The organism is Stenotrophomonas sp. YAU14D1_LEIMI4_1 (genome assembly GCF_003086815.1).
Taxonomy (GTDB): domain Bacteria; phylum Pseudomonadota; class Gammaproteobacteria; order Xanthomonadales; family Xanthomonadaceae; genus Stenotrophomonas.
Genome location: NZ_CP025997.1, coordinates 1,136,021 through 1,161,561 on the forward strand (window position 1 = coordinate 1,136,021; position 25,541 = coordinate 1,161,561).

A 25,541-nucleotide genomic window follows, 5' to 3' on the forward strand; every position below is an offset into this window, starting at 1 on the left:
CCTTCGCTGTGCGAAGGGATCTGACCCCGAGCATCCGCCAACGCGGCATGCGTGACAGTCGGTCGACTACGCAACGGTGGGTAGGGCGTTGGGGTCAGAGCCCTTTCGCGCTGCGAAAGGGATCTGACCCCTTGCTGGCCCCGCTCTGCGGGCTCAGCCCAGCAGCTTGCGCACCTTGTTCAGCGCCACGATGAAGCGTTCGATTTCGGCGTGGGTGTTGTAGAACGCCAGCGAGGCGCGGCAGGTGGCGGCGACGCCGTAATACTGCAGCAGCGGGTGGGCGCAGTGCTGGCCCGAGCGCACGGCCACGCCTTCCAGATCCAGCAGGGTGGCCAGGTCGTGGGAGTGGGCGCCGTCGATCAGGAACGAGACGACCGCGGCCTTGTCCGGCGTGGTGCCGAAAATGCGCAGGCCATCGATCTTCTGCAGCTCTTCGGTGAAGTGCGCCAGCAGTTCGGCTTCGCGCGTTTCCACGTGGTCCTGGCCGAGCGCTTCCAGGTAATCAGCGGCCACGCCCAGGCCAATGAAGCCGGAGATGTTCGGGGTGCCGGCTTCGAACTTGTGCGGGGCGTCGTTGAACACGGTGCCGTCGAAGCTGACTTCCTTGATCATCTCGCCACCCCCGAGGAACGGTGGCATGGCATCCAGATGTTCGCGGCGCGCCCACAGGGCACCGGTGCCGGTCGGGCCGCACATCTTGTGGCCGGTGATGGCATAGAAGTCACAGCCGATCGCGGCCACGTCCACCTTGCGGTGGGGCACGGCCTGCGAGCCATCGACCACGGTGATGATGCCGCGCTTGCGTGCCTCGCGGCAGATCTCGCGCACCGGGTTCACCGTGCCCAGCACGTTGGAAACGTGGGCCACGGCCAGCAGCTTGACTTCGGCGGTCATCGCCTTGCGCAGCGCGTCCAGGTCCAGTGCGCCGTCGGGGGTGATCTCGGCCACGCGGATGGTGGCGCCGGTGCGCTGGGCGACCAGCTGCCACGGCACGATGTTGGCATGGTGTTCCATGCGCGAGACCAGGATCACGTCACCGGCCTTCAGCCGCGGCAGTGCCCACGAATAGGCGACCAGGTTCAGCGCGAAGGTGGTGCCGCTGCACAGCACCAGCTCGCTGGCACGGACGTTCAGGAAGCGCGCCAGCTTGTTGCGCGCCCCTTCGTAGGCGTCGGTGGCTTCGGTGCCCAGCGCGTGCACCGCACGGCTGACATTGGCGTTGTAGCGGCGGTAGAACTCGTCCACCGCGCCGATCACCTGCACCGGCTTCTGGCCGGTGTTGGCGTTGTCGAAATAGACCAGCGGCTTGCCGTGCACTTCGCGCATCAGCAGCGGGAAGTCCAGGCGCACGCGGTCCCAGTCGGGGGCAGCGGCGCGTTCTTCGATCGGGCGCGGAGTGGACAGGTTCATGCCACGCCTGCCTCGGCCAGGGCCTTGTCCAGGCGCCGTGCCAGCTGCTCGCGCAGCGCGTCGGGCAGCACCTTCAGCGGTTCGTGGCAGAACGCGGCGCTCAGCAGGGCCTGCGCCTGGGCCTGCGGCAGGCCGCGCGAGCGCAGGTAGAACAGCGCGTTGGCATCGAGCTGGCCGACGGTAGCACCGTGTGCGGCCTTCACTTCATCGGCGTCGATCACCAGCACCGGCTGGGTGTCGATCTCGGCATCGGCCGACAGCAGCAGGTTCTTGTTGGACAGGTTCGCGTCGGTGCCGTCGGCGCCTTCGCGGATCTGGATGCCGCCATGGAACACCACGCGGCTGCGGTTGGCGGCCACGCCGCGCCACAACAGCTCGCTGCTGGTGTCGCGGGCGATGTGGTCGATGCCCAGACGGGTGTCGACGTGGCGGCGCCCATTGCCCAGCAGCACGCCGTTGGCGGTCAGTTGTGCGTTGTCACCTTCCAGGCGCACGTTCAGTTCGTGGCGGCTGAGCGCGGCGCCCAGTTCCAGGTCCACGCGGTGGTACTGCGCATCGCGCGCCAGCACCGCATCGGTACGCAGGAAGCTGGTCTGGCGCGCGCTGCCGGCCTGCACGCGGGCGTGCGTGAGCACGGCGTCGCGGGCGACGTGGGCGTGCAGCACGGTGTTGTCCAAGTGCGCCGAATCGCCCACGCTGAAGCAGTGCTCGACCACGCCCAGGCTGGCGCCGGCACGCAATTCGATCAGGTGGCGGTGGTGCCAGGCCAGGTCGGTATCGCCGGCCACGCTGGCGAACACCAGCTGCAGCGGCACTTCAACCTGCACGCCTTCATCCACGCGCAGCACCACGCCTTCATCAGCCAGGGCAGCATTGAGGCGGGCGAACACTTCGTCGCTGCGCTCATAGCGGCGGCCAAGGAAGCGCGCGGCATCCTCGCCGGCGGCCAGTGCGCTGGACAGCGCTTCCAGCTGCACGCCAGCGGGCAGGCCGTGGGTGTCGCTCAGGCCATCGTGCAGACGGCCGTTGACGAACACCAGGCGCGGCGCGGGAATGTCGGCCAGTGCCTCGGCATCCAGCGCGGCCGGGGCCTGCGGTGCGGGGGCGAAGGCGCGGCGCTCCAGCTGGCGCAGCGAGGTGTACTTCCAGGCCTCGCTGCGAGCAGCAGGCAGGCCTTCACGCAGGGCGGCATCGAGCACGTCGCGGCGCGCATCGCTGCCGCAGAACGCCTGGGCCATCGAGTCGAGCAGGGCGCTCATCAGACGGCCGCCTCGCGCACCACGCGGTCCTTCAGGAAATCGTAGCCGTGGGCTTCCAGTTCCAGCGCCAGTTCCGGGCCGCCGGTCTTGACGATGCGGCCGTCGGCCAGCACGTGCACCACGTCCGGCTTGATGTAGTCCAGCAGGCGCTGGTAGTGGGTGATGACCAGGAACGAACGATCGGCCGCGCGCAGCGCATTCACGCCGTCGGCCACGCTCTTCAGCGCGTCGATGTCCAGGCCCGAATCGGTTTCGTCCAGGATCGCCAGCTTCGGCTCCAGCACGGCCAGCTGGAAGATCTCGTTGCGCTTCTTCTCGCCACCGGAGAAGCCTTCGTTCACGCCACGGTGCAGCAGCTCGTCCTTCAGGTGCAGCACGGCCAGCTTCTGCCGCACCAGCTTCAGGAACTGCATGGAATCCAGTTCGTCCTGGCCGCGTGCCTTGCGCTGCGCATTCAATGCGGCGCGCAGGAAGTAGGTGTTGTTCACGCCGGGGATTTCCACCGGGTACTGGAAGGCCAGGAACAGGCCGGCGGCGGCGCGCGCTTCCGGCTCCTGGTCGAGCAGGTCCACACCGTCGAACTGCACGCTGCCTTCGGTGACTTCGTAGCCGTCACGGCCGGCCAGCACATTGCCCAGGGTGGACTTGCCGGCGCCGTTGGGGCCCATGATGGCGTGCACCTGGCCGGGTTTCACGTCCAGCGACAGGCCTTTGAGGATTTCCTTGTCGCCGATGCGGGCGTGGAGGTTGTCGATCTTCAGCATGATACGAATCCAGTAGCGCCACGCCGTGCGTGGCTGAATAATCAGAACGAAGGCAGCAGGCGGGTCAACCCACCGACCCTTCCAGCGAGACTTCCAGCAGCTTCTTGGCTTCCACTGCGAATTCCATCGGCAGTTCGCGGAACACCTGCTTGCAGAAGCCGTCGACGATCATCGACACCGCGTCTTCCTGGCTGATGCCACGGGCGCGGCAGTAGAACAGCTGGTCGTCGGAAATCTTCGAGGTGGTGGCCTCGTGCTCGACGGTGGCGCCCGGGTTCTTCACCTCGATGTAGGGGAAGGTGTGGGCACCGCACTGCTTGCCGATCAGCAGCGAATCGCACTGGGTGTAGTTGCGCGCGCCATCGGCGTTGCGGTCGACCTTGACCAGGCCGCGGTAGGTGTTCTGGCCGCGGCCGGCGCTGATGCCCTTGCTGACGATCTTGCTCTTGGTGCGCTTGCCGACGTGGATCATCTTGGTGCCGGTGTCGGCCTGCTGGCGGTGGTGGGTAAGCGCCACCGAGTGGAACTCGCCCACCGAATCGTCGCCCAGCAGCACGCAGGAGGGGTACTTCCAGGTGATGGCCGAGCCGGTCTCGACCTGGGTCCAGGTGACCTTGCTGCGCGCGCCACGGCATTCGGCACGCTTGGTGACGAAGTTGTAGATGCCGCCCACGCCGTTCTCGTCGCCCGGGTACCAGTTCTGCACCGTGGAATACTTGATCTCCGCGTCTTCCAGCGCCACCAGTTCCACCACCGCAGCGTGCAGCTGGTTCTCATCGCGCATCGGCGCGGTGCAGCCTTCCAGGTAGGACACGTAGGCCTTGTCCTCGCACACGATCAGGGTGCGCTCGAACTGGCCGGTGTGGCCGGCGTTGATGCGGAAGTAGGTGCTCAGTTCCATCGGGCAGCGCACGCCCTTGGGAATGAACACGAAGCTGCCATCGGAGAACACGGCCGAGTTCAGCGCGGCGAAGTAGTTGTCGCCCACCGGCACCACGGTGCCCAGGTACTGGCGCACCAGTTCCGGGTGTTCCTTGATGGCCTCGGACATGGAGCAGAAGATGATGCCCTTCTCGGCCAGTTCCTTGCGGAAGGTGGTGCCGACGGACACCGAGTCGAACACGGCGTCCACCGCCACGCCGGCCAGCTTGGCGCGCTCGTGCAGCGGCACGCCCAGCTTGTCGTAGGTATCGAGCAGTTCCTTGGGCACGTCATCCAGCGAGGCGTACTTCGGGCCCTTCGGCGCGGAGTAGTAGCTGAGCGCCTGCAGGTCGATCGGGGCGATCTGCAGCTTGGCCCAGTTCGGCATCGGCATGGTCAGGAAGTGACGGTAGGCGTCCAGGCGCCACTGCGTCATCCATTCCGGCTCCTCCTTCTTGGCCGACAGGGCACGGATGGTGTCCTCGTCCAGGCCGGCAGGAAGCGAGTCCGACTCGATCTCGGTGATGAAGCCGGCCGAATACTTGCGGCCGAGCTGCTCGTGGATCTCGCGGTTGGGGGTGTCGTCGTGGGCGACGGTTTCGATGGTTTCGGTGGCCATGGGGGGGCTGCCTACGGATCAGGAGACGACGTCGACAGCGATGGTGCGGCGCTGTTCGTCATCGACAAGGGGAAGAGGGGGCAGGATCTGGGCCAGGCTGACAGCGCGCAGGGCCTCGGACACCACATCGTTGATCAGCCGCCAGCTGCTGCGCGCGCCGCACTTGGGCGCCATGCCGCACTGGTGGTGGTCGTGGCTGCATTCGGTCAGGGCCAGCGGCCCTTCCATCGCTTCGACCACCTCGAACAGGGTGATCTGCCCGGGCGCGCGGGTCAGCCGGTAGCCGCCGCGCACGCCGCGCAGGCCTTCCACCAGACCGGCCTGGGCCAGCGGCTTGAGCACCTTGCTGACGGTGGGCGGTTCCAGACCAGTGAATTCAGCCAGTTCGGTGGCACTGAGCACCTCGCCCGGGCGGGCGGCGAGCACGGTCAGCACGACGGTGGCGTAATCTGTGAGCTTGGTGACGCGCAACATGGGGATGCGAGTGGTTCTTAAAGCGGACTGAAATTGTACGCTTTTCTTCGCCGGCATCCAACCCGGCCATTCAGCCAGCGCTGGGCCGGCGGCGGGGCACCCCGGCGGCGGTGGGGCGACATGCTGCGGGATGGAGGTGATTTTCGCAATCACTGTGAATGGGTGAGAATCGGGGTTCCTATTGCTGCCAATCCCCTTGCCGATGCCCAAGAAGATCCAAGCCCGCAAGTCCGCCATCCATGGCAACGGCGTGTTCGCCGTGGCCCCGATCAAGCAGGGCGAGCGCGTGATCCAGTACAAGGGCCTGCTGCGCAGCCATGGCGATGTCGATGCCGATGACAGCGGCGATGTGGAAAGCGGCCACACCTTCCTGTTCACCCTCAACGATGACTGGGTGATCGATGCCAACTACAAGGGCAACGACGCGCGCTGGATCAACCACAGCTGCGACCCGAACTGCGAAGCAGTGATCGAGGAAGACGAAGACGGTGACAGCCGCGGCGACAAGGTGTTCATCGAGGCGGTGCGCGATATCAAGGCCGGCGAAGAGCTCACCTACAACTACGGCATCGTGCTGGCCGAGCGCCATACGGCCAAGCTGAAGAAGATCTGGGAGTGCCGCTGCGGCTCGCCCAAGTGCACCGGCACGATGCTGCAGCCCAAGCGCTAATCGGAATCGTAGAGTCGAGCTTGCTCGACTGCTTTGCAAAAGGCAGTCGAGCAAGCTCGACTCTACGGGTAAGGGCAGTCGAGCAAGCTCGACTATACAAGGGCCGCCTGCACCTGGCGTGCACGGCGGGGTCACCGGCGTGCAATGGGTCTTCAGCCACGCTGTCTGCTCCTTTTGGCGGAGCATCCGACATGGCACAGCGACTTGGTGGCAAGCAAATTGCCATTCTTGCGACCCACGGCTTTGAACAGTCCGAACTGACCGAACCCAAGCGCCTGCTGGAAGCGCAGGGCGCCACGGTGACCGTGGTTTCCCCCGCGAAGGAGGCCAGTATCAAAGGGTGGAAGGACAAGGACTGGGGCGGCGTGGTGGCCGTGGACCTGCCGTTGGCCGATGCTGACGCTGGGCAGTTCGACGCACTGGTGCTGCCAGGCGGGGTGATCAATCCCGATTCGCTGCGCACCGACGAGGCCGCACTGGGCTTCATCCGCAGCGTGGCGGCGGCGGGGAAACCGGTGGCCGCGATCTGCCACGGCCCTTGGTTGCTGATCAACAGTGGGCTGGCCGAAGGCCGCGAGGTGACATCCTGGCCGTCGCTGCGACAGGATCTTGCCAACGCCGGCGCACGCTGGCGCGATGCCGAAGTGGTGGTGGACGGCAATCTGATCACCAGTCGCAAGCCGGACGATATCCCGGCGTTCAGCGAAGCGGTGGTGAACGCGTTGGCGGCGTGAGCGGTAGCGCCGGGCCATGCCCGGCGAACGGGACGCGTGGGAAATGCAGAAGCCGCCGGGCCAGGCCCGGCGCTACCTTATTTGCCGAGCAGGCCGGCGGGCACCAGGCTGCCCAGGTTCTGGTTGAAGGTGACCACCAGCTTGCCGTTCTTCACCTGCGCCGACTGCACCTGCAGGGCGCCCAGTACGCCGGCCACGGCGGGGTCCAGCTTGTAGATCGGTTCGCGGCGCGCGTAGTCGCTCAGGGCGGCGTTGAGCAGGGCGCGGGTGCGCGAATCCAGGCGCCCGCCCTGGCTGGCCGGGGTGAAATCGTCCACGGTCGGTTCCTGCAGGTGGAAGCCTTGGGTCTGCGCGTCATAGCGCAGGCCGCTGCTCAGCTTCACCTTGCCCAGGTTGGTCGGGTTGCCGCCAGCGGTGGCCAGCGCCAGGTCCATGCCCAGGTTCAAGCGTTCGCCGGCCGGCAGGCTCAGCTGCGGGTGGCTCATGGTCAGGGCGATCAGTCCGCCCAGCGCGTCCTGGGTGCGCGGGAAGCTGCCATCCAGGTACTGCTGGACGTCACTGGCACCGACCGACAGTTCGCGGCCGGAAATCGAGGGGGCTGCCTGCGCACCGATCGCCGCGGCGATCAGGACAGTGGATGCAGCAACACGGGTCAGCAGGGAACGCAGGCGCATGGCGGTGACCGGGCAGGTAATGGGTGGCTCACAGAGTAGCGGTGGCCGCTGAATCGCGGGTGCACGCTGCGAAAGGGATTCAGTCCAGCGTGGGTTCCAGCTTCGCCGACTGGATCTGCCAGCCTTGGCCGTCGGCCCGTGGCTGCACGCGGTACCAGCCATGGAAGCGGAAGGTGCCCTGGCCGGTCGCGGCACGCACCCGCACCGGCACTTCCAGCAGTCGGCTGGGGCGTTCGTGGTCGCGGGGAACGGGCGGTTCGCTGTCCAGGCGCAGGCTGCGCAGGTCCGGCAATGCCCGCAGCAGCGCGTCGTCGGCATGCCGCGGGTCGGCCGGGGCGAAGGTCCAGGCCGCATCACTGCTGCTGCGGTTGCCGTTGAGCAGGGCCAGCATGTAGCGGTTGAGCATGTGCGCGGGTGCCTCGCTGCCGGCGGCGACTGCGCCGAACAGCGGGTCAACCGTCTGCGCTGCGAGGGCGCCTGACGGAGCGTCGGCAGCAGGGGCTGTCGCGACAGCTGCGTCGGCCGCCGCGGCGGTGGTGGCGGCCGACGCGGGTGCATCCACCGGGGCGCGCGAACACCCGATCAGGGCAAGGGCAAGGCACCCCCACAACATACTGCGCATGTCTGCCTCCTCCCCGAGGCCAATGGGAGGCGGCAGTGTATCGGCTGGGCGGGAATCAGCGCGATGCGATGCGCTGGTCCAACGCCTGCAGCGCGGCCAGCAGCTCGGGCGCCACCGTCGCCAGGGCGTGGCCTTCGCTGTCGGCATGGCGCTGGACGATATCGCGCAGCAACTGCGCGGCGACCACCAGGGTGGCGCGCTCGTCACCGCTCAGGCCAGGCGTGCGCGGGGCGGCTTCCAGCAGGCGCATCAGGTCGCGGCTGGCGCGGTGTTCCAGCTCGATGGTGCAGCGCCCGGTGCACTGGTGCCCGTCCTTTTCGATGGGGGTCACCGAGATCCGGTAGCGGGTGGAGGGGCTGGCCATGAGAGGTGTGCTCGCCTGTAGGTGGGGGGATGTGCCCACCATAGGCAAGGCGGTGACCGGCGGCGACGGCCCGCGCTGCACGCAGTGTTCCACCCGGTGCGTTCCCGCGGCGGAAAATGCTGGCTGCGGCCAATGCTGGCGCGGTTGTGGGCGGGCAGGGTATGCGCAGGGAAACGCTGTGTTGCGGGTTGCCGCGGGGTGGCGTATCCACGCATGGCGTGGATCTACTGGCGGGCTGTCTTGGCGTGGATACATTGCGCGCAAAAAAAACGGGACGGCCTGGGCCGTCCCGTCAGAAGATCGCCGTGGGGCGCGCGCTTACAGCGCAGCGTCCTTGAGCTTCTTCAGCGGGCGAACCTTGAGCTTGGTGGTGGCCGGCTTGGCGGCGAACCACTGTTCTTCCTTGGTGAACGGGTTGATGCCCTTGCGCTTCGGCTTGGCCGGCACATTGACGGTGGAGATCTTCAGCAGGCCCGGCAGGGTGAAGGAGCCAGCGCCCTTCTTGTGCACCGAGGAAGCGACAGCGCTTTCCAGCGAGGCCAGCACCGCGCGCACGTCCTTGGCGACAACGCCGGACGCTTCAGCGATGTGTGCAACCAGGCCCGACTTGGTCAGCACTTCCTTGATCGGCTTCGGAGCGGCCGGCTTGGCGGCTGCCTTCGTCGCGACTTTCTTCACTGCCTTTTTCGGGGCAGCCTTCTTAGCGGTCTTTGCCATGGTTTCCTGTTCCGTGAACGGTTGGTTGTTTGGTCGGCGCCGAACCCCGTCGGCAAGCGCAATGTAGGGCAACTCGTGGGCGCCGCCAATAGCCCGCAGTGCTGAAAGTGCAGGTTTTTTCATATCCAGACCGATTCAGTACATGGCGCGCGGCAGGGGATTGCACGGCTCTGGTGCGCTGCGGGATGCGGGCGATCTGCGCGAAAGTACTGAAAACAAGGGAAAAATGCGCGCTCGCCTGGCGAAGAAGTGTCCACGGCGCTGGCCCGGGACAGCGTTTGCCACTGCGGCGGAGCGACGCAGGGCTAACGCCGGCCGTGGCAGGGTAAGCGTTCACCAACGCCACGCAGGAGCAGCACATGGGAATCTCGCGACACGCCACCGCGCACTGGGAAGGGGATCTGAAGTCGGGCAAGGGCCAGTTGAGCACCCCGCAGAGTGGGCTGCTGGACAAGACCCGCTACGGCTTCAACAGCCGCTTCGGCGATGAAAAGGGCACCAATCCGGAAGAGCTGATCGCCGCCGCGCACGCGGGCTGCTTCACCATGGCGCTGTCGGCCAAACTGGGCGAGGCCGGGTTTACACCGACCTCGCTGGACACCGAAGCCAAGGTGGATCTGTCGATGGAAGGCGGTCCGCAGCTTTCGCAGATCCGCCTGAAGGTGAAGGCCGTGGTGCCGGGCATCGATGCCACCCAGTTCCGCGCCATTGCCGATGACGCCAAGCAGAACTGCCCGGTGTCCAAGGCGTTGAGTGCGGTGCCGATCAGCCTGGAAGCAGAACTGGGCTGAGCCCGGGTAGCGCCGGGCCATGCCCGGCGCTCCACAGCGTTCACCAATCGAGGGTCCCGGTGATCACGGTCTGCACTTGACCGCCGGACCACACTTCGCCGTCCGCATCGACCCGCAGGGTCAGGCGCGCATCGTGGCCGACCTCGCGGCCCTGGCTGACTTCATACGGTTCGCGGCCGCGCGGCAGCACCCCGCGCAGGTCCAGCCAGGCTGCCAGCACGGCATTCGCCGCGCCCGACGCCGCATCTTCGAAGCGCCGCCCGTTGCCGACGAAGGCGCGCACCGCCAGGTCGTAACCCTCGTTGCCATCGCTGAAGGCGTAGGCGAACACGCCCATGCTGTCGGTGGATTCGGCCAGGGTTGCGATCGCGTCCCAGTCCGGCTGCAGTGCGCGCAGCTGCGCTTCATCGGCCACCTGCACCACCCACCAGCTGCGGCCGCCCTGCATGCGTGCCGGGGGCAGGGTGCCCAGCGGCCAGCCCTGCAGCGCAGCGGCCAGGCGCGGGTCATCGGCCGTCGCAGTCTCGGCCAGCTGCGCGCGCGGGGTGCGGATTGCAATGCGCTGCTGCGCGCCTTCGCCCATCACCTGCAGCGGCAGCGCGCCAGCAATGCCGTCCTGCACCAGTACGCCGTCCACCGGCGTGGCCAGCCCGGCCAGCAGCACCGCATGGGCCGTTCCGACGCTGGGGTGGCCGGCGAACGGGACTTCCTTCTGCGGGCTGAACATGCGCAGGCGATAGCTGCTGCCGGCCGTTTCGGGCGGGAACACGAAGGTGGTTTCCGGCAGCCGGGTCCAGCGCGCGATGGCCTGCATGGTGGTGTCGTCCAGGCCTTCGGCATCGAGTACCACGGCCAATGGATTGCCGGCGCCGGCGCGCGGGGAAAACACATCCAGTTGCAGGAAACGGCGTGCGGACATCAGGGGCAGCTCCAACGAAATGGGGGATGGTAGCGCGGGGGCCATGCCCCGCGAGCGCGCAGCGCGGTGCGGTGCGCCGCCGGGCATGGCCCGGCGCTACCAGCTGATGAGGCCGTCGATCACGCACTGCACCTGGCCGCCGATCCACACCGTGCCCTGGGCATCCACCCGCACATGGACGCGACCGTCGCGGCCGACCTCGCGGCCCTGGCTGGCCACGTAGCTGCCGCTGCCGCCGGGCAGCACGCCGCGCTCGCCCAGCCAGGCGCCGATCAGCGCGTTGGCGCTGCCGGTTACCGGGTCTTCGGGTACGTTCACCGCATCACCGGGGCAGAACGCGCGCACCACCCACTGGTGCTGCGCGGCGTCTTCGGCGGCGAACACCGCCACGCCCGTGGCGTCGGTGGCATTGCTCCAGTCGCGCAGGGCTGCCATGTCCGGCGCCAGCGTGCGTACCGCGGCGGCATCGCGCAGCGGCAGCAGCCACCAGCGCGGGCCGTTGTCCCAAAGCTCGGGCAGCTGACCGTCGGCGGCCCGTGCCTGCAGCGCGTCCGGCACTGCGCCGGGGGCGGTCTGCAGGCGGCGGGCCGGCGGGCTGGCCAGTTCGATGTGCGGGGCATCGGCCGCGCCGCTCACCCGCACCGGCAGCAGCCCGGCCGCGCACTGCTGGACCAGCGCGCCGTCGCGCGGGTGCGCCAGGCCCCGGGTGACCGCCGCCCAGGCCGCGCCCACGCTGGGATGGCCGGCAAACGGCAGTTCGCTGGCCGGGGTGAAAATGCGGATGTGGTAGTCGGCGCCGGGCGCGCTGGGGGGCAGGAAGAACACCGTCTCCGACAGGTTCAGCCAGGCAGCCAAGGCCTGCATGCGGGCCGCGGACAGGCCCTCGGCGCCCAGCACCACCCCCAGCGGGTTGCCGCGGCCGGGCTGGTCGGCAAAGACATCGAGCTGCAGGTAGCGGAAGGCGGGCATCGGCGGGTCCATTGGGCTTAGAATCGAAGGTTCCGCCCCCGTGGGCGGCTTCCCCACATTACACATAGCCTATCCATGTCAGCTTCCCCCCTTGTCGATCGTTGGATCGTACTGAAGTTCGGCGGCACCTCGGTGTCGCGTCGCCACCGTTGGGACACGATCGGGAAGCTGGCGAAAAAACGCGCGGAAGAAACCGGCTCGCGCGTGCTGGTGGTGGTCTCGGCGCTGTCCGGGGTGACCAATGAACTGACCGCCATTGCCGATGGCGCGGCCGACAGCCGCGACCGCGTGGCCGCGCTGGTCGAACGCCACCTCGGCTTCCTGGATGAACTGGGCCTGGGCCACGACGTGCTGGCCGAGCGCCTGGCCGTGCTGCAGGGCCTGCTGGACGATGCACGCGCCGCCACCCGTACGCTGGACTGGCAGGCCGAAGTACTGGGTCAGGGCGAGCTGCTGTCCTCCACCCTGGGCGCGGCCTACCTGCACGCCTCGGGCCTGGACATGGGCTGGATGGATGCCCGCCAGTGGCTGGACGCGATGCCGCCGCAGCCGAACCAGAGCGACTGGTCGCAGCGCCTGTCGGTGAACTGCCAGTGGCGTGCCGACGGCGAATGGGCGCAGCGCTTCCGTGCGCAGCCGACCCGCCTGCTGATTACCCAGGGTTTCATTTCCCGCCATGCCGACGGCGGTACCGCCATCCTTGGCCGCGGTGGCTCGGACACCTCGGCGGCGTACTTCGGTGCGCTGCTGGGCGCCAGCCGCGTGGAAATCTGGACCGACGTGCCGGGCATGTTCAGCGCCAACCCCAAGGACGTGCCCGACGCGCGCCTGCTGACCCGCCTGGACTATTACGAGGCGCAGGAAATCGCCACCACCGGCGCCAAGGTGCTGCACCCGCGCTCGATCAAGCCCTGCCGCGACGCCGGCGTGCCGATGGCCATCCTCGATACCGAGCGCCCGGAACTGCCGGGCACCAGCATCGACGGCAATGCCGCGCCGGTGCCGGGGGTGAAGGCGATCAGCCGCCGCAACGGCATCGTGCTGGTGTCGATGGAAGGCATCGGCATGTGGCAGCAGGTCGGCTTCCTGGCCGATGTGTTCGGCCTGTTCAAGAAGCACGGGCTGTCGGTGGACCTGATCGGTTCGGCCGAAACCAACGTCACCGTATCGCTGGACCCGTCCGAGAACCTGGTCAACACCGATGTGCTGGCCGCGCTGTCGGCGGACCTGTCGCAGATCTGCAAGGTGAAGGTGATCGTACCGTGCGCGGCCATCACCCTGGTCGGCCGTGGCATGCGTTCGCTGCTGCACAAGCTGTCGGACGTGTGGGCCACGTTCGGCCGCGAGCGCGTGCACATGATCTCGCAGTCGTCCAACGATCTGAACCTGACCTTCGTGATCGACGAGGCCGATGCCGATGGCCTGCTGCCGATCCTGCATGCCGAGCTGATCGACAGCGGCGCCATGCCGGTGGAAGAAACCGAAGTGTTCGGCCCGCGCTGGCGCGAGATTGCCGGCACCGTGCGCCCGCGCGGCACGCCGTGGTGGCGTGGCCAGCGTGCGCACCTGCTGCAGCTGGCCGACGCCGGCACGCCGCGCTACGTCTACCACCTGCCCACCGTGCGCGCCCGCGCCCGCGCGCTGGCCGCGATCAAGCCGATCGACCAGCGCTATTACGCGATCAAGGCCAACAGCCACCCGGCCATCCTGCAGCTGCTGGAAGCCGAAGGCTTCGGTCTGGAATGCGTTTCGCACGGTGAGCTGAAGCACGTGTTCCAGCACCTGCCGGAACTGTCGCCCAAGCGCGTGCTGTTCACCCCCAGCTTCTGCCCGCGCAGCGAATACGAAGCCGCGTTCGCCCTGGGCGTGACCGTGACCGTGGACAACGTGGAGGCGCTGCAGCGCTGGCCGGACCTGTTCCGCAACCGCGAACTGTGGCTGCGCGTAGACCTGGGCCGTGGCGAAGGCCACCACGCCAAGGTGCGCACCGGTGGCAAGGAGTCGAAGTTCGGCCTGCCGATTGCCCGCGTGGACGAATTCGTGCGCGCGGCCACCGAGCTGGGCACCCGCGTGGTCGGCCTGCACGCCCACCTGGGCAGCGGCGTGGAAACGGCGCAGCACTGGCGCCTGATGTGCGATGAACTGGCCGGTTTCGCCCGCCGCATCGGCAGCGTGCAGACCATCGATATCGGTGGCGGCCTGCCGATTCCGTACAGCGAAGAAGACGAGCCGTTCGACCTGGACGCCTGGGCCGAAGGCCTGGCCGAAGTGAAGGCGCTGCACCCGGCGTTCCGCCTGGCGATCGAGCCGGGCCGCTACCTGGTGGCCGAATCGGGCGTACTGCTGACCCACGCTACCCAAGTTGTGGAAAAGGACGGCGTGCGCCGCGTCGGCCTGGATGCCGGCATGAACACGCTGATGCGCCCGGCCCTGTACGACGCCTGGCACGACATCGAGAACCTGAGCCGCCAGGGCGGCTATGCCGAGGCGGCATTCGATGTGGTCGGCCCGATCTGCGAATCCAGCGATGTGTTCGGCAAGCGCCGCAAGCTGCCGGTGTCCACCGCGCCGGACGATGTGATGCTGATCGCCGATGCCGGTGCTTACGGCTATGTGATGTCCAACACCTACAACCAGCGGGCGATGCCGCGCGAAGACGTGATCGAGTGATCGCCAGCCTTCGCACCCTGCACCCGCCCACCGACACGACCCGCGCACGCGCGCGGGCCCGTGCCTGACCGCGCTTGAACTGGATCCACCATGACTGCTTTCGATAAACACCAGGTTTCCCGCTTCCGCTTCGTCCGCTGCGAATTCGCCGCGGACACCGGCGTGGCCAAGCTGGTCTACGCCTTCGATGACGGCCCTGAGATGGTGGAAACCATCAGCGTGCCCGGTGGGCCGTTCGTACTGGACGACGCGCGCGCCGCCGCCGTGCAGCGCGCGCTGCAGCTGCTGCATCTGATCGCCGGCGTCAGCTACTACAAGGCGGGCGTGCCGGAGACGGTCAGCATCGACAGCTATGCGATCGATGCCGATACCGCTGCGCTGGTGGAAACGATCTACCTGAATGGTCTGGGCGAATTCGCCTACCGCAACGGCCTGAACCTGCGCGGGCGCTTCCGCCTGCCGGTGCAGGGCGAGGCGGTGCAGGCGCCGGCACTGGGCCTGCAGCCGCACGCGCTGGTGGCCATCGGCGGCGGCAAGGATTCGCTGGTCAGCATTGAAGCGCTGCGCCGTGCCGGCGTGGACGAGACGGTGACCTGGATCGGCGGTTCGCAGCTGATCCGCGCCTGTGCCGAACGCACCGGCCTGCCGACCCTGAACCTGGGCCGCGCGCTGGCCCCGGAACTGTTCGAGCTGAACCGCCAGGGCGCCTGGAACGGCCATATTCCGGTTACCGCGGTGAACTCGGCGATCATGGTGCTGGCCGCGCTGCTGCAGGGCGTGGACCAGGTGGTGTTCTCCAACGAACGCTCGGCCAGCTACGGCAGCCAGATTCCCGGCACCGGTGAAGTGAACCACCAGTGGTCCAAGGGCTGGGCCTTCGAGCAGGCCTTCGGCAACCACGTGCAGCAGCAGGTGGCCGCCGATCTGCACTACTACTCGCTGCTGCGCCCGATGTCCGAGCTGGCGGTGGCCCGCCAGTTCGCCAAGACCGATTTCTACGACGCGCATTTCTCCAGCTGCAACCGCAATTTCCACATACTGGGCGAGCGCCCGGTGAACCGCTGGTGCGGCGTCTGCCCGAAGTGCCATTTCGTGTTCCTGGCGCTGGCCCCGTTCATGCCCAAGACCCGTCTGGTGCGCATCTTTGGCCGCAACCTGTTGGACGATGCTGAGCAGGCCGGTGGCTTCGATGCGCTGCTGGAATTCCAGGACCACAAGCCGTTCGAGTGCGTGGGCGAAGGCCGCGAATCGCGTGCGGCGATGGCGACCCTGGCGCAGCGCCCGGAGTGGAAGGAAGACGTACTGGTGAAGCGCTTCTGCAACGAGATCCAGCCGCAGCTGGACGCCGCCGAACTGGAACTGGCGCCGCTGCTGCTGTTGCAGGGCGAGCACCGCATTCCGGCCGCGTTGTGGGAACAGGTGCGTGAAGATTTCGCAGCTTGAAGGAAGGCGCGTCGCGCTGTGGGGCTGGGGACGTGAGGGCCGTGCGGCATTCGCGGTGCTGCGTGCGCGCCTGCCCACACTGGCCCTGAGCCTGTTCTGCCCGGCTGCTGAAGCCGAGGCGGCGCGTGCGGAAACGCAGGGGCGGCTGGACGTGCGCGGTGAACCCACCGCCGAGGCGCTGGCCGGGTTCGATGTGGTGATCAAGTCGCCCGGCATCAGCCCCTACCAGCCGATCGCGCTGGCGGCGGCCGCGCAGGGCACGGTCTTCATCGGCGGCACCGCGCTGTGGTTCGCCGAACACTCCGGTGCCGATGGCATCGTGCACGACACCGTGTGCGTGACCGGCACCAAGGGCAAGAGCACCACCACCGCGCTGGTCGCGCACCTGCTGCGCGCCGCCGGCCATCGCACCGGCCTGGTCGGCAACATCGGCCTGCCGCTGCTGGAAGTGCTGGACCCGCAGCCTGCGCCCGCGTACTGGGCGGTGGAACTGTCCAGCTACCAGACCGGCGAAGTGGCGCGCAGTGGCGCCCGCCCGCAGGTGGCGGTGGTGCTGAACCTGTTCCCCGAACACCTGGACTGGCACGGCAGCGAGCAGCGCTACATTGAAGACAAACTGCGCCTGGTGACCGGAGCGGCGCCGCGCATCGCCGTGCTCAACGCGGCTGATCCGCATCTGGCCGCGCTGTCGCTGCCGGACAGCGAAGTGGTCTGGTTCAACCAGCCGCAGGGCTGGCACATGCGTGGCGAGATCGTGCACCGCGGCGAGCAGGCGGTGTTCGATACCCGCAACACGCCGCTCCCCGGCCGCCACAACCGCGGCAACCTGTGCGCAGTGCTGGCCGCGCTGGAAGCGCTGGGGCTGGATGCGGTGGCGCTGGCACCGGCGGTGCAGGATTTCCGTCCGTTGCCGAACCGCCTGCAGCGCATTGGCGTGGCCGATGGCCTGACCTACATCAACGATTCGATCAGCACCACGCCGCACGCCAGCCTGGCGGCGCTGGAGTGCTTCGCCGGGCAGCGCATCGCGCTGCTGGTGGGCGGGCACGACCGTGGCCTGGACTGGACCGATTTCATGCAGCACATGGCGCACGACGTGCCGCCGGTGGAGATCGTGACCATGGGCAGCAACGGCCCGCGCATCCACGCCATGCTGCAGCCGCTGGCCGATGCCGGCCGCTTCGGCCTGCACGCGGCGGGAGATCTGCCGCAGGCCATGGCGCTGGCGCGTACCGCGCTGGGTGCGCAGGGCGGGGTGGTGCTGCTGTCGCCGGGTGCGCCGAGTTTTGGGGCCTACCGCGATTACGTAGCGCGCGGTCGCCACTTCGCCGAACTGGCCGGATTCAACCCGGACAGCATCAGCGCGATTCCGGGACTGGGCATCGGCTGAGGCAGGCCCAGGGGGCAGATCCCTTTTCGCAGGAAAGGGCTCTGACCCCATCCACGCATGGCGTGGATCTACAGTCGGGAAAGGGCTCTGACCCCTATCCACGCATGGCGTGGATCTACTCCAGGGGCGCGTTACCATCGGCGCATTCCCGGACGGACCCGGACGCCCGCATGTGCACCTTCATTACCGTGTTCCTGCCCACCACGCTGTCCCACGACACGGCCGCCGCGGTCTTCACCCGCAGCGGCCGGTGCCTGTTCGCGCAGGCCTCGCCCAGCCTGCAGGCGGCGGTCGGCCCCGGCTGGCAGCCGTGGCTGAGTGCCGCGCACTGCGATTGCGGGACGGCGCTAGCTTCGCTGCGGGCCGAGCCGGCGTGGGCAGGCGATGCCGAGCGCTGGCGGAAGAAGGGCTGGAGCGAGGCGAAGATCGCCCGCGCGCTGGCCGAGCAGTTGGCGCGGCACGAGCAGGATCAGCAGGTGCGTCGCGAAGAAGCGCTGGGCGATGCCGGGCAGTGGTTGCAGCGCATTGATGCGCTGCTTCAGGCAGGTGCAGCGCGTATTGGCCTGTTGGTGCGCGAGTACGACGGTTCGGTGGTTGCCCGGCAGCCGGCGCCGCCGGAACGTCGCTGGCCGCGTGCGCGCTTGGCGGCGGCCGATCTGCTGGCCTTCGAACCTGGAACGTTGGAGTGGATCGAACGCAGGTGAGAGCGCGTGAGCCCCATCCACGCATGGCGTGGATCTACTCGATGAAGCTGTAATCGCGGTCGATCAGGTCCTGCAGGTAGGCATCGAAGCTGGGGGCGATCACCGCGTAGCTGTCCGGATCGTGCAGGTAGCGCATCACCTGGCCGACGGCGCCGCCCGGAGCGGGATCGAAATCCAGGTACAGCATCGAGGTGCCGCCGTTGTTCATGCAGTGCGAGAAGCACAGGCGACGGTTCATCGGCAGATCGCCGTCGATGCCGGCGCCGAGGATGTCCGGCTCGTCGTCCAGCCATTCCTCGTAGACGGAACGGATGCTGTCGTGCCACTGCCGCTGGTCGTCGAAGATCTGTTCGACCGAGCGCAGGAAGTACGGGTAGTCCCCCACGTCCGAGCCCAGCACCAGCACGCAGACCTCGCCGCCGGGGTACTCACGGTAGTGCGTGCCATCCACGCGCGACAGCAGCTGCAGCAGGCTGTCGGGTACCTGCGGCCACTGCGTGCGCAGGCGCTGCAGGTCGTCGGCGCTTGCGCCCTGCACGTGGGCCCATTGCGGGGCGTCATCTTCGGGCAAGCGGGCAACAAGGCCGGACAGGAAACGATCTACCAGGTTCATTCAATAGCAGGGAAGCAGGAACAGGGGGGTATCCAACCACACCTGCGTCACGCCGCCAATGCAGAATGCGCACTGGCAGGCGTGGACGCTGTGCAGCCTGCTTCCCTTCTTTCTGGAGCAGGCGCATGAAGAGCTGGCGGTATGGTGTGGCGATGGTGCTGGGGCTGGCGGCGATGCCGGCGTGGGCGGCGATGAAGACCCAGCCGGTGGAATGGACGCACCAGGGCACGACCTTCAGTGGTGTGCTGGTCTACGACGACGGCGACAATGACAAGCGCCCCGGCCTGGTGATGGTGCCCAACTGGAAGGGCGTGAACGCATCGGCGATTGAAAAGGCCAAGCAGCTGGCCGGCGATGACTACGTGGTGCTGGTGGCCGATGTGTACGGCAAGGGCGTGCGGCCGAAGACCGATGCCGAGGCCGGTCCGGTCGCCACAAAGCTGCGCAACGACCGGCCGCTGCTGCGCGCACGCGCGCTGGAAGCGGTGAACGTCCTCAAGGCCCAGGCCGGCAAGGCACCGCTGGATGCCAGCCGGATCGGTGCGGTCGGCTTCTGCTTCGGTGGCACCACGGTGCTGGAGCTGGCCCGTGCCGGTGCGCCGCTGGCCGCTGTGGTCAGCCTGCACGGCGGCCTGGGCTCACCGCTGCCGGCACAGGCCGGTGGCACGCATCCTTCGGTGCTGGTGCTCAATGGCGCCGACGATACCAGCGTGACGGCCGAGGATATCGGCAGTTTCCAGAAGGAAATGGACGCGGCCAAGGTCGACTGGGAATTCACCAACTACAGCGGCGCGGTGCACTGCTTTGCCGAGCGTGATGCCAACAGCCCGCCGGGTTGCCAGTACAACGAACGCGCGGCCAAGCGCGCGTGGAAGGCGCTGGATGAGTTCTTCGAGGAACGGTTCCGGTAATCAAAGGTGTGCCGACCAAGGCCGGCACCTACCGATGATTCTGTGCCGACCGTTGGTCGGCACGCCTTCACCGATCAATGCGAGCGCTGCACCGCGTAGCGGGCCAGGCCGCGCAGGGCGGCCACTGCATCGTTGTCGCCCAGGCCGTCAAGCGCGCGCTCGGCGGCTTCGGCGTATTCCTCGGCGCGGCGGCGGCTGTAGTCCAGGCCACCGGTGGCGCGGATCGCGGCCAGCACTTCCGGCATGGCCGAGGCGTCGCCGTCCTGCACGATGCTGCGCAGGCGCTCGCGGGTGACCGGGTCGGAGTGGGCCATGGCGTGGATCAGCGGCAGGGTGGCCTTGCCCTCGGCCAGGTCGTCGCCCAGGTTCTTGCCCAGTTCCTCGGCATTGGCCGAGTAATCGAGCACGTCATCGGCGATCTGGAAGGCGTAGCCCAGGTGCATGCCGTAGTCGTACAGGGCCTGCTGGGTGGCTTCGTCCTGGCCGCTGGCCAGCGCGCCCAGGCGGGTGCCGGCGGCGAACAGCACCGCGGTCTTGCGCTCGATCACGCGCAGGTAGGCCGCTTCGTCGGTGTCCGGGTTGTGTACGTGCAGCAGCTGCAGCACTTCGCCTTCGGCGATGCGGTTGGTGGTGTCGGCCAGGATCTGCATGACCGGCATGCGGTCCAGTTCCACCATCAGCTGGAAGCTGCGCGAGTACAGGAAATCGCCCACCAGCACGCTGGGCGCATTGCCCCACAGGGCGTTGGCGGTGCTGCGGCCACGGCGCAGGCTGGATTCATCCACCACATCATCATGCAGCAGGGTGGAGGTGTGGATGAACTCGATGATGGCCGCCAGCTGGTGGTGCTCCGGACCGGCCTGACCGACCGCGTGGCCGGCCAGCATGACCAGCATCGGGCGCAGGCGCTTGCCGCCGGCGGAAATGATGTGGTCGGCGATCTGGTTGATCAGCACCACGTCCGAGGACAGCCGGCGCCGGATCAGGGCATCGACGGCGGCCATGTCGGCCGCAGCAAGCGACTGGATCTGGGGCAGGCCCAGGGCGGGACGGGTGTCTTCAGTGATGGTCATGCGATCAGGCTTTCAGGCTCCCCCCGATTATAGGCGCTGGCCGTGAATTCGGGCGGAAACCGACCCGACCGGTCTTTTCGCGGGCCGCTGGCCGGCCCTGCAGCGTGAATACGTATGCAGCCAGCGCCATCGCCGGGAGGCCGCCGCTAAGCTTGCCGGAGTTGCTTTTCGGCCCGCTTCCGGCGGGTCCCGCATGCCCGGAGGGGGGCTGTCGATGTCGCACAATCCATGGTGGCGCGGAGCCGTCATCTACCAGATCTACCCGCGCAGTTTCCTCGACGCCAACGGCGACGGGGTAGGCGACCTGCCGGGCATCATCGAGCGTCTGGACTACATTGCCGCGCTGGGCGCGGATGCGATCTGGATCTCGCCGTTCTTCAGATCGCCCATGGCCGATTTCGGCTATGACATCGCCGATTACCGCGATGTGGACCCGCTGTTCGGCAACCTGGACGACTTCGACCGCCTGCTGGCCAAGGCGCACGGTCTGGGCCTGAAGGTGATGATCGACCAGGTGCTCAGCCATACGTCGATCGAGCACGCCTGGTTCCGTGAAAGCCGCCAGGACCGCAGCAACCCGAAGGCGGACTGGTATGTCTGGGCCGACCCGCGCGAAGACGGCACCCCGCCCAACAACTGGCTGTCGCTGTTCGGTGGCGGCGCCTGGCAGTGGGAACCGCGCCGCGAGCAGTACTACCTGCACAACTTCCTGGTCGACCAGCCGGACCTGAACTTCCACAACCCGGCGGTGCAGCAGGCCACGCTGGACAACGTGCGCTTCTGGCTGGACCGCGGCGTGGATGGGTTCCGCCTGGATGCCATCAACTTCTGCTTCCACGACGCGCAGCTGCGCGACAACCCGCCCAAGCCGGCGGACAAGCGGGTGGGCCGCGGCTTCAGCCCGGACAACCCGTACGCCTACCAGTACCACTACTACAACAATACCCAGCCGGAAAACCTGCCGTTCCTGGAACAGCTGCGCGCGCTGCTGGACCAGTACCCGGGCGCGGTGAGCCTGGGCGAGATTTCGTCGGAAGATTCGCTGGCCACCACCGCCGAGTACACGCAGGACGGCCGCCTGCATATGGGCTACAGCTTCGAGCTGCTGGTGGACGACTACAGCGTGGCCTATATCCGCGATACGGTCTCGCGCCTGGAAGCGGTGATGACCGAAGGCTGGCCGTGCTGGGCGGTGTCCAACCACGACGTGGAGCGGGCGGTCAGCCGCTGGGGCGGCCACCCGGCCGACCCGCGCTTGGCCCGCATGCTGGTGGCCATGCTGTGCTCGCTGCGCGGCTCGGTCTGCCTGTACCAGGGCGAGGAACTGGGCCTGGCCGAGGCCGATGTGCCGTTCGAGGACCTGCAGGACCCGTATGGCATCACCTTCTGGCCCAACTTCAAGGGCCGTGACGGCTGCCGCACGCCGCTGCCGTGGACCGACGCCCCGCTGGCCGGTTTCACCACCGGCAAGCCGTGGCTGCCGATTCCGGCCGAGCACCGTGCCGCCGCGGTGGCGGTGCAGCAGGCCGATCCGTACTCGGTGCTGAGTGCCTTCGGCGATTTCCTGGCCTGGCGGCGTACCCAGCCGGCCCTGCTGCATGGCGACATCCAATTCCTGGACAGCGCCGAGCCGGTGCTGCTTTTCCAGCGTATGCTTGCAGATGAAACTCTCCTGCTGGCCTTCAACCTGTCGGCAGCGCCGGTCAGCCATCCGCTGCCGGCCGGCCGCTGGGAACAGGTGGCGGTGCCGGGCCCGGATGCGGGCACGGTGGAAGGCAATGAACTGCGGCTGCCGCCGCGCGCGGTGTATTGCGCCCGACGCAGCTGACCGATTTCTCCGGTGGCGGTACTTGCGGGGACGGGGCCGAAGCGCCCCGTCCCTTTTTTGTGCGTGGTGGCCTGGGGTTTGGGTATCCACGCCATGCGTGGATGGGCATTTCCAGTAGATCCACGCCACGCGTGGACGGGCACGACCGACCCTCTACCAACGCCGGCGCAAAAGAAAACCCGCTGCCTGCGCAGCGGGTTTTCGGTGGCTTCCCCGGCGTGGGTCAGAACTTGTAGTTCACGCCCAGCACGTAGGTGCGGCCCCACTCGATGTATTCCAGCGGGCGATCCTTGGTGCCGGCGTAGGTGCGGTACGGCTCGTTGGTCAGGTTGCTTCCCTGCAGCAGCAGGGTCAGGCCACGCAGGGCGCTGCTGTCGCTGAAGGTGTAGCTGACCTGGGCATCGGTCACGTTTTCGCCCACCACGTAACGCAGCGTGCGGTTGCCGTTGAAGTTGCCGATTTCACCGATGAAATCCGAACGGCGGCGCTGGCTCACGCGTGCTTCGAAACCGTTGCGCTCGAAGTAGGCGGTGAAGTTGTACACGCGGTCGGACAGACCCGGCAGGCTGATCGGATCGGTACCCACGCTGGAGGCGCTTTCCGGGTCCAGGATCTCGATGTCGCTCTTGTTGAAGGTGGCACTGGCCTGCACGCCGAAGCCGCGCAGGCTGTCGGTCAGCATGTCCAGCGGGAACGATGCGGTCAGTTCCAGGCCCTTCAGCGTGCCGCCCTTGCCGTTCTGCGGCGAGGAGAACGTACCGGTGGTCAGCACCGGCACGGTCATGCCCGGCGGCGGCACGTAGCTGCCCAGCAGGTCGGTGAAGTCGTAGTTGTCCACCGACTGGGTGTACACGTAGCTCTTCAGGTCCTTGTAGAAGACGGCGGCGGCCACGTAGGCCTTTTCACCGAAGTACTTCTCGTAGGACAGATCGATGGCGGTGGCGCGCCACGGGTCCAGCAGCGGGTTGCCGCCGCTGCCGCCGGGCTTGCCGGTGGCGGTATCCACGCCGAATTCCAGGCCGGCGCGCATCTGGTCCACGCGCGGGCGGGCGACCTGCTTGGCCACGGCGAAGCGCAGCGTCTGCTCATGCGGGAACATGAAGGCCAGGTTCAAGCTGGGCAGCCAGTCGTTGTAGGTCTTGCCGTTGGAATACGGCTGGATGTTGCTGCCGGCCGGCTGCGAGCTGTCCCAGTAGCGCGAATCCGAACTCTGGTCGGTGTGCTGCATCTGCACGCCGATGTTGCCGCGCACGCCTACCACGCCGATGTCGGTGTTGATGTTCAGGCGCGCCCAGGCGGTGGTGATCTTCTCTTCCACCACCCACGACTTGGGAATCAGGTAATCCAGGTTGTCGACCGGATCGAACGTCATGTAGCGGGCGACGGCGGCCGGCACGTTCCAGGCCGGAATGTTGCCGATGCCGGCAAAGCCCAGGTTCACCGGCGAATACTGCAGGTCCGAAGCAATGTTGGCATCGCCCTGGGCGCCCAGCAGGATGTTGCCTTCGGACTGGGTCTTGGTCTTGCGGCGGTCGGCGTAGTTCACGCCGATATCCAGGTCCGGTGCCCACGACGCCATCGCTTCGGGCAGGCTGATGGTGGCCGCCAGCTTGCCGCCCTTCAGGCGGTCTTCCACCTGCGGCACCTTGCCGTAGCCGGAACCGTAGATGGTGTTGGTCAGGAACAGCGCATCGGGGTTGGAATAATCCAGGCCCGGCGAGATCTGCGAGAAGCCGTTCGGGTTCACCACCAGGCCGATGGTGTCCAGCTGCGGCATCGGGGTCAGCTGCAGGTTGTTTTCCAGGTTCAGTTCGTCACGGGTGGCCTTGGAGTAGTTCAGGTCGGCCACCAGCTTCACGCTGCCGAAGGTGAACTCGTTGTTCCAGCCAAACGCATCGATCTTGTCCTTGCGCTTGTTGTACATGCCGCGCACCAGCGGGTACACGCCGCTGGCGGTGCCCCCGGTGAAGGTGCCATCGGCATTGACCTGCGGGTTGCTGATCAGCAGGCCCGGGGTGTAACCGCCGTTGTAGTTGCTGAGGTTGACCTCGAACTGGTTGGCGGTGTCGATCTGTTCGGCTTCGGTGTGGAACGCATCGAAGGTGCTGGTCCAGGCGTTGTTCGGCCGGAACTGGATGGTGGCCATCACGCCGTCGCGCTTGTTGTTGCCGGTGCGGCGCAGGGCCTTGATGCCATCGGAGAAGTAGGTGCCAGCGGCCAGACCCGGGCGGTTGCCGTTGGTGGTCTGCTCGGTGGTCCACGGTTCGTACAGGCCCACCTGGTTTTCCTGGATCGGGTTGTCGCTGTGCGCGTAACCGATCGAGATGCCCAGGGTCTTGTCGAAGAACTGGTCGATGTAGCTGGCGCTGAAGCGGTTGCCGAATTCATCGACGTTGGCCGCTTCACCCAGCGAGCTCTTCTGCAGGCGGCCGCTGACGGCGATCACGCGCTCGGGGAAGCTGAGCGGGCGCACGGTCTGCATGTCGATGGTGCCCGACAGACCCTGGCCGACCAGGGCCGCGTCCGGGGTCTTGTACACGGTCACGCCGTTCACCAGTTCCGACGGGTACTGGTCGAATTCAACGCTGCGGTTGTCGCCGGTGCTGACCACTTCGCGGCCGTTGAGCAGGGTGGTGGCGAAGTCGGGCGACAGGCCGCGCACGCTGATAACCTGGGCACGGCCGGCCACGCGCTGGGCGGCCAGGCCGGGCAGGCGGCCCAGCGATTCGGCGATGCTGACATCGGGCAGCTTGCCGATGTCTTCGGCGGAAATCGCTTCGACCACCGAGGTGGCGCTCTGCTTCACCGCAATGGCGTTTTCGATGCCGCGGCGGATGCCGGTTACCTGCACGGTGTCCAGGTTGGTGGCGGACGGATCGGTGGCGGTGGCTTCGGTGGACTGCGCCGATGCCAGCGACGGCACCAGTACGACGGCCAGCGCCAGACTCAGCGCGCTGCGCTTGTGGTTCAACATTTTCCCCTCCCAGGCAATGTTGTAGAGC

Annotated in this window: 23 protein-coding genes; 9 read left to right on the plus strand and 14 right to left on the minus strand. The window is 67.5% G+C overall.

The window, feature by feature from the left end; translation table 11 throughout:
- Positions 1-153: 153 nt before the first annotated feature.
- From C1932_RS05260 to C1932_RS05280, 5 genes are all read right to left on the minus strand, one after another.
- The gene (locus C1932_RS05260; protein WP_108761436.1) at positions 154-1,410 is read right to left on the minus strand and encodes a cysteine desulfurase; all 1,257 of its coding nucleotides are present in this window, start codon (positions 1,408-1,410) and stop codon (positions 154-156) included.
- Entirely contained in the window at positions 1,407-2,669 is a 1,263-nt protein-coding gene (gene sufD / locus C1932_RS05265) for a Fe-S cluster assembly protein SufD (RefSeq protein ID WP_108761437.1), read from the minus strand. The genes C1932_RS05260 and sufD overlap by 4 nt, the downstream gene beginning before the upstream one ends.
- Complete coding sequence (gene sufC / locus C1932_RS05270; RefSeq protein ID WP_108761438.1) at positions 2,669-3,433, minus strand: Fe-S cluster assembly ATPase SufC; 765 nt, start codon at positions 3,431-3,433, stop codon at positions 2,669-2,671. The genes sufD and sufC overlap by 1 nt, the downstream gene beginning before the upstream one ends.
- 64 nt (positions 3,434-3,497) lie before the next feature.
- A complete protein-coding gene (sufB, locus tag C1932_RS05275) occupies positions 3,498-4,973 on the minus strand; it encodes a Fe-S cluster assembly protein SufB (protein WP_108748842.1) in 1,476 nt (491 codons plus the stop codon).
- 18 nt (positions 4,974-4,991) lie between these two features.
- Entirely contained in the window at positions 4,992-5,447 is a 456-nt protein-coding gene (locus tag C1932_RS05280) for an SUF system Fe-S cluster assembly regulator (RefSeq protein WP_108748843.1), read from the minus strand.
- A 202-nt stretch (positions 5,448-5,649) separates the two neighbouring features.
- Here C1932_RS05280 and C1932_RS05285 point away from each other — a divergent pair, with 202 nt between their 5' ends.
- Together C1932_RS05285 and C1932_RS05290 are read left to right on the plus strand one after the other, a co-directional pair.
- Positions 5,650-6,117 (plus strand): SET domain-containing protein-lysine N-methyltransferase, encoded by a 468-nt coding sequence (locus C1932_RS05285; RefSeq protein WP_108755609.1) that lies wholly within the window; start codon positions 5,650-5,652, stop codon positions 6,115-6,117.
- Positions 6,118-6,308: 191 nt separating this feature from the next.
- A complete protein-coding gene (locus C1932_RS05290; RefSeq protein WP_108761439.1) occupies positions 6,309-6,851 on the plus strand; it encodes a type 1 glutamine amidotransferase domain-containing protein in 543 nt (180 codons plus the stop codon).
- Positions 6,852-6,928: 77 nt separating this feature from the next.
- On the opposite strand, the gene C1932_RS05295 is transcribed toward C1932_RS05290, so the two are convergent.
- The 4 genes from C1932_RS05295 to C1932_RS05310 all read right to left on the minus strand — a co-directional run bounded on the left by C1932_RS05295 (position 6,929) and on the right by C1932_RS05310 (position 9,228).
- Entirely contained in the window at positions 6,929-7,525 is a 597-nt protein-coding gene (locus C1932_RS05295; RefSeq protein ID WP_108754744.1) for a DUF1439 domain-containing protein, read from the minus strand.
- Positions 7,526-7,604: 79 nt separating this feature from the next.
- Positions 7,605-8,147 carry a hypothetical protein gene (locus C1932_RS05300; RefSeq protein ID WP_108761440.1) on the minus strand — a complete coding sequence of 181 codons (543 nt, stop codon included), beginning with the start codon at positions 8,145-8,147 and terminating at the stop codon, positions 7,605-7,607.
- A gap of 55 nt (positions 8,148-8,202) precedes the next feature.
- Positions 8,203-8,511: a DUF3861 family protein gene (locus C1932_RS05305; RefSeq protein ID WP_108761441.1), complete on the minus strand. Its 309-nt coding sequence runs from the start codon at positions 8,509-8,511 to the stop codon at positions 8,203-8,205.
- Between the two features lie 318 nt (positions 8,512-8,829).
- A complete protein-coding gene (locus tag C1932_RS05310) occupies positions 8,830-9,228 on the minus strand; it encodes an HU family DNA-binding protein (RefSeq protein ID WP_108748848.1) in 399 nt (132 codons plus the stop codon).
- A 359-nt stretch (positions 9,229-9,587) separates the two neighbouring features.
- Between C1932_RS05310 and C1932_RS05315 the strand changes: the two genes are divergently transcribed.
- Positions 9,588-10,019, plus strand: coding sequence for an OsmC family protein (locus tag C1932_RS05315; protein ID WP_019659396.1), 432 nt, complete (start codon positions 9,588-9,590; stop codon positions 10,017-10,019).
- Positions 10,020-10,059: 40 nt separating this feature from the next.
- On the opposite strand, the gene C1932_RS05320 is transcribed toward C1932_RS05315, so the two are convergent.
- Positions 10,060-10,938 carry a PhzF family phenazine biosynthesis protein gene (locus C1932_RS05320; protein WP_108763358.1) on the minus strand — a complete coding sequence of 293 codons (879 nt, stop codon included), beginning with the start codon at positions 10,936-10,938 and terminating at the stop codon, positions 10,060-10,062.
- A gap of 96 nt (positions 10,939-11,034) precedes the next feature.
- On the minus strand, positions 11,035-11,907 hold the full coding sequence (locus C1932_RS05325) for a PhzF family phenazine biosynthesis protein (protein ID WP_108763359.1): 873 nt from the start codon (positions 11,905-11,907) through the stop codon (positions 11,035-11,037).
- 75 nt (positions 11,908-11,982) lie between these two features.
- Here C1932_RS05325 and C1932_RS05330 point away from each other — a divergent pair, with 75 nt between their 5' ends.
- From C1932_RS05330 to C1932_RS05345, 4 genes are all read left to right on the plus strand, one after another.
- Positions 11,983-14,577, plus strand: coding sequence for a bifunctional aspartate kinase/diaminopimelate decarboxylase (locus tag C1932_RS05330; protein WP_108752411.1), 2,595 nt, complete (start codon positions 11,983-11,985; stop codon positions 14,575-14,577).
- A gap of 90 nt (positions 14,578-14,667) precedes the next feature.
- Positions 14,668-16,020 (plus strand): UDP-N-acetyl-alpha-D-muramoyl-L-alanyl-L-glutamate epimerase, encoded by a 1,353-nt coding sequence (murL, locus tag C1932_RS05335; RefSeq protein WP_108761442.1) that lies wholly within the window; start codon positions 14,668-14,670, stop codon positions 16,018-16,020.
- Entirely contained in the window at positions 16,001-17,410 is a 1,410-nt protein-coding gene (murD, locus tag C1932_RS05340; RefSeq protein ID WP_108761443.1) for a UDP-N-acetylmuramoyl-L-alanine--D-glutamate ligase, read from the plus strand. The genes murL and murD overlap by 20 nt, the downstream gene beginning before the upstream one ends.
- A 170-nt stretch (positions 17,411-17,580) precedes the next feature.
- The gene (locus C1932_RS05345) at positions 17,581-18,114 is read left to right on the plus strand and encodes a hypothetical protein (protein ID WP_108761444.1); all 534 of its coding nucleotides are present in this window, start codon (positions 17,581-17,583) and stop codon (positions 18,112-18,114) included.
- Between the two features lie 34 nt (positions 18,115-18,148).
- Here C1932_RS05345 and C1932_RS05350 read toward each other — a convergent pair whose 3' ends face one another.
- Positions 18,149-18,727 carry an SMI1/KNR4 family protein gene (locus tag C1932_RS05350; protein WP_108761445.1) on the minus strand — a complete coding sequence of 193 codons (579 nt, stop codon included), beginning with the start codon at positions 18,725-18,727 and terminating at the stop codon, positions 18,149-18,151.
- A 125-nt stretch (positions 18,728-18,852) separates the two neighbouring features.
- On the opposite strand from C1932_RS05350, the gene C1932_RS05355 reads away from it, so the two are divergent.
- A complete protein-coding gene (locus C1932_RS05355) occupies positions 18,853-19,638 on the plus strand; it encodes a dienelactone hydrolase family protein (protein ID WP_108761446.1) in 786 nt (261 codons plus the stop codon).
- Between the two features lie 74 nt (positions 19,639-19,712).
- Here C1932_RS05355 and C1932_RS05360 read toward each other — a convergent pair whose 3' ends face one another.
- Positions 19,713-20,711 (minus strand): polyprenyl synthetase family protein, encoded by a 999-nt coding sequence (locus C1932_RS05360; RefSeq protein WP_108761447.1) that lies wholly within the window; start codon positions 20,709-20,711, stop codon positions 19,713-19,715.
- 214 nt (positions 20,712-20,925) lie between these two features.
- Between C1932_RS05360 and C1932_RS05365 the strand changes: the two genes are divergently transcribed.
- On the plus strand, positions 20,926-22,539 hold the full coding sequence (locus C1932_RS05365; RefSeq protein WP_108761448.1) for an alpha-glucosidase: 1,614 nt from the start codon (positions 20,926-20,928) through the stop codon (positions 22,537-22,539).
- Positions 22,540-22,762: 223 nt separating this feature from the next.
- On the opposite strand, the gene C1932_RS05370 is transcribed toward C1932_RS05365, so the two are convergent.
- Positions 22,763-25,513 (minus strand): TonB-dependent receptor, encoded by a 2,751-nt coding sequence (locus tag C1932_RS05370; RefSeq protein ID WP_199912008.1) that lies wholly within the window; start codon positions 25,511-25,513, stop codon positions 22,763-22,765.
- Between the last annotated feature and the right edge of the window lie 28 nt (positions 25,514-25,541).

Excerpts from the sequence above, each read along its gene's own strand:
- C1932_RS05260 (WP_108761436.1), bottom strand. The coding sequence starts at position 1,410 with ATGAACCTGTCCACTCCGCGCCCGATCGAAGAACGCGCCGCTGCCCCC.
- sufD (WP_108761437.1), bottom strand. The coding sequence starts at position 2,669 with ATGAGCGCCCTGCTCGACTCGATGGCCCAGGCGTTCTGCGGCAGCGAT.
- sufC (WP_108761438.1), bottom strand. The coding sequence starts at position 3,433 with ATGCTGAAGATCGACAACCTCCACGCCCGCATCGGCGACAAGGAAATC.
- sufB (WP_108748842.1), bottom strand. The coding sequence starts at position 4,973 with ATGGCCACCGAAACCATCGAAACCGTCGCCCACGACGACACCCCCAAC.
- C1932_RS05280 (WP_108748843.1), bottom strand. The coding sequence starts at position 5,447 with ATGTTGCGCGTCACCAAGCTCACAGATTACGCCACCGTCGTGCTGACC.
- C1932_RS05285 (WP_108755609.1), top strand. The coding sequence starts at position 5,650 with ATGCCCAAGAAGATCCAAGCCCGCAAGTCCGCCATCCATGGCAACGGC.
- C1932_RS05290 (WP_108761439.1), top strand. The coding sequence starts at position 6,309 with ATGGCACAGCGACTTGGTGGCAAGCAAATTGCCATTCTTGCGACCCAC.
- C1932_RS05295 (WP_108754744.1), bottom strand. The coding sequence starts at position 7,525 with ATGCGCCTGCGTTCCCTGCTGACCCGTGTTGCTGCATCCACTGTCCTG.
- C1932_RS05300 (WP_108761440.1), bottom strand. The coding sequence starts at position 8,147 with ATGCGCAGTATGTTGTGGGGGTGCCTTGCCCTTGCCCTGATCGGGTGT.
- C1932_RS05305 (WP_108761441.1), bottom strand. The coding sequence starts at position 8,511 with ATGGCCAGCCCCTCCACCCGCTACCGGATCTCGGTGACCCCCATCGAA.
- C1932_RS05310 (WP_108748848.1), bottom strand. The coding sequence starts at position 9,228 with ATGGCAAAGACCGCTAAGAAGGCTGCCCCGAAAAAGGCAGTGAAGAAA.
- C1932_RS05315 (WP_019659396.1), top strand. The coding sequence starts at position 9,588 with ATGGGAATCTCGCGACACGCCACCGCGCACTGGGAAGGGGATCTGAAG.
- C1932_RS05320 (WP_108763358.1), bottom strand. The coding sequence starts at position 10,938 with ATGTCCGCACGCCGTTTCCTGCAACTGGATGTGTTTTCCCCGCGCGCC.
- C1932_RS05325 (WP_108763359.1), bottom strand. The coding sequence starts at position 11,907 with ATGCCCGCCTTCCGCTACCTGCAGCTCGATGTCTTTGCCGACCAGCCC.
- C1932_RS05330 (WP_108752411.1), top strand. The coding sequence starts at position 11,983 with ATGTCAGCTTCCCCCCTTGTCGATCGTTGGATCGTACTGAAGTTCGGC.
- murL (WP_108761442.1), top strand. The coding sequence starts at position 14,668 with ATGACTGCTTTCGATAAACACCAGGTTTCCCGCTTCCGCTTCGTCCGC.
- C1932_RS05345 (WP_108761444.1), top strand. The coding sequence starts at position 17,581 with ATGTGCACCTTCATTACCGTGTTCCTGCCCACCACGCTGTCCCACGAC.
- C1932_RS05350 (WP_108761445.1), bottom strand. The coding sequence starts at position 18,727 with ATGAACCTGGTAGATCGTTTCCTGTCCGGCCTTGTTGCCCGCTTGCCC.
- C1932_RS05355 (WP_108761446.1), top strand. The coding sequence starts at position 18,853 with ATGAAGAGCTGGCGGTATGGTGTGGCGATGGTGCTGGGGCTGGCGGCG.
- C1932_RS05360 (WP_108761447.1), bottom strand. The coding sequence starts at position 20,711 with ATGACCATCACTGAAGACACCCGTCCCGCCCTGGGCCTGCCCCAGATC.
- C1932_RS05365 (WP_108761448.1), top strand. The coding sequence starts at position 20,926 with ATGTCGCACAATCCATGGTGGCGCGGAGCCGTCATCTACCAGATCTAC.
- C1932_RS05370 (WP_199912008.1), bottom strand. The coding sequence starts at position 25,513 with ATGTTGAACCACAAGCGCAGCGCGCTGAGTCTGGCGCTGGCCGTCGTA.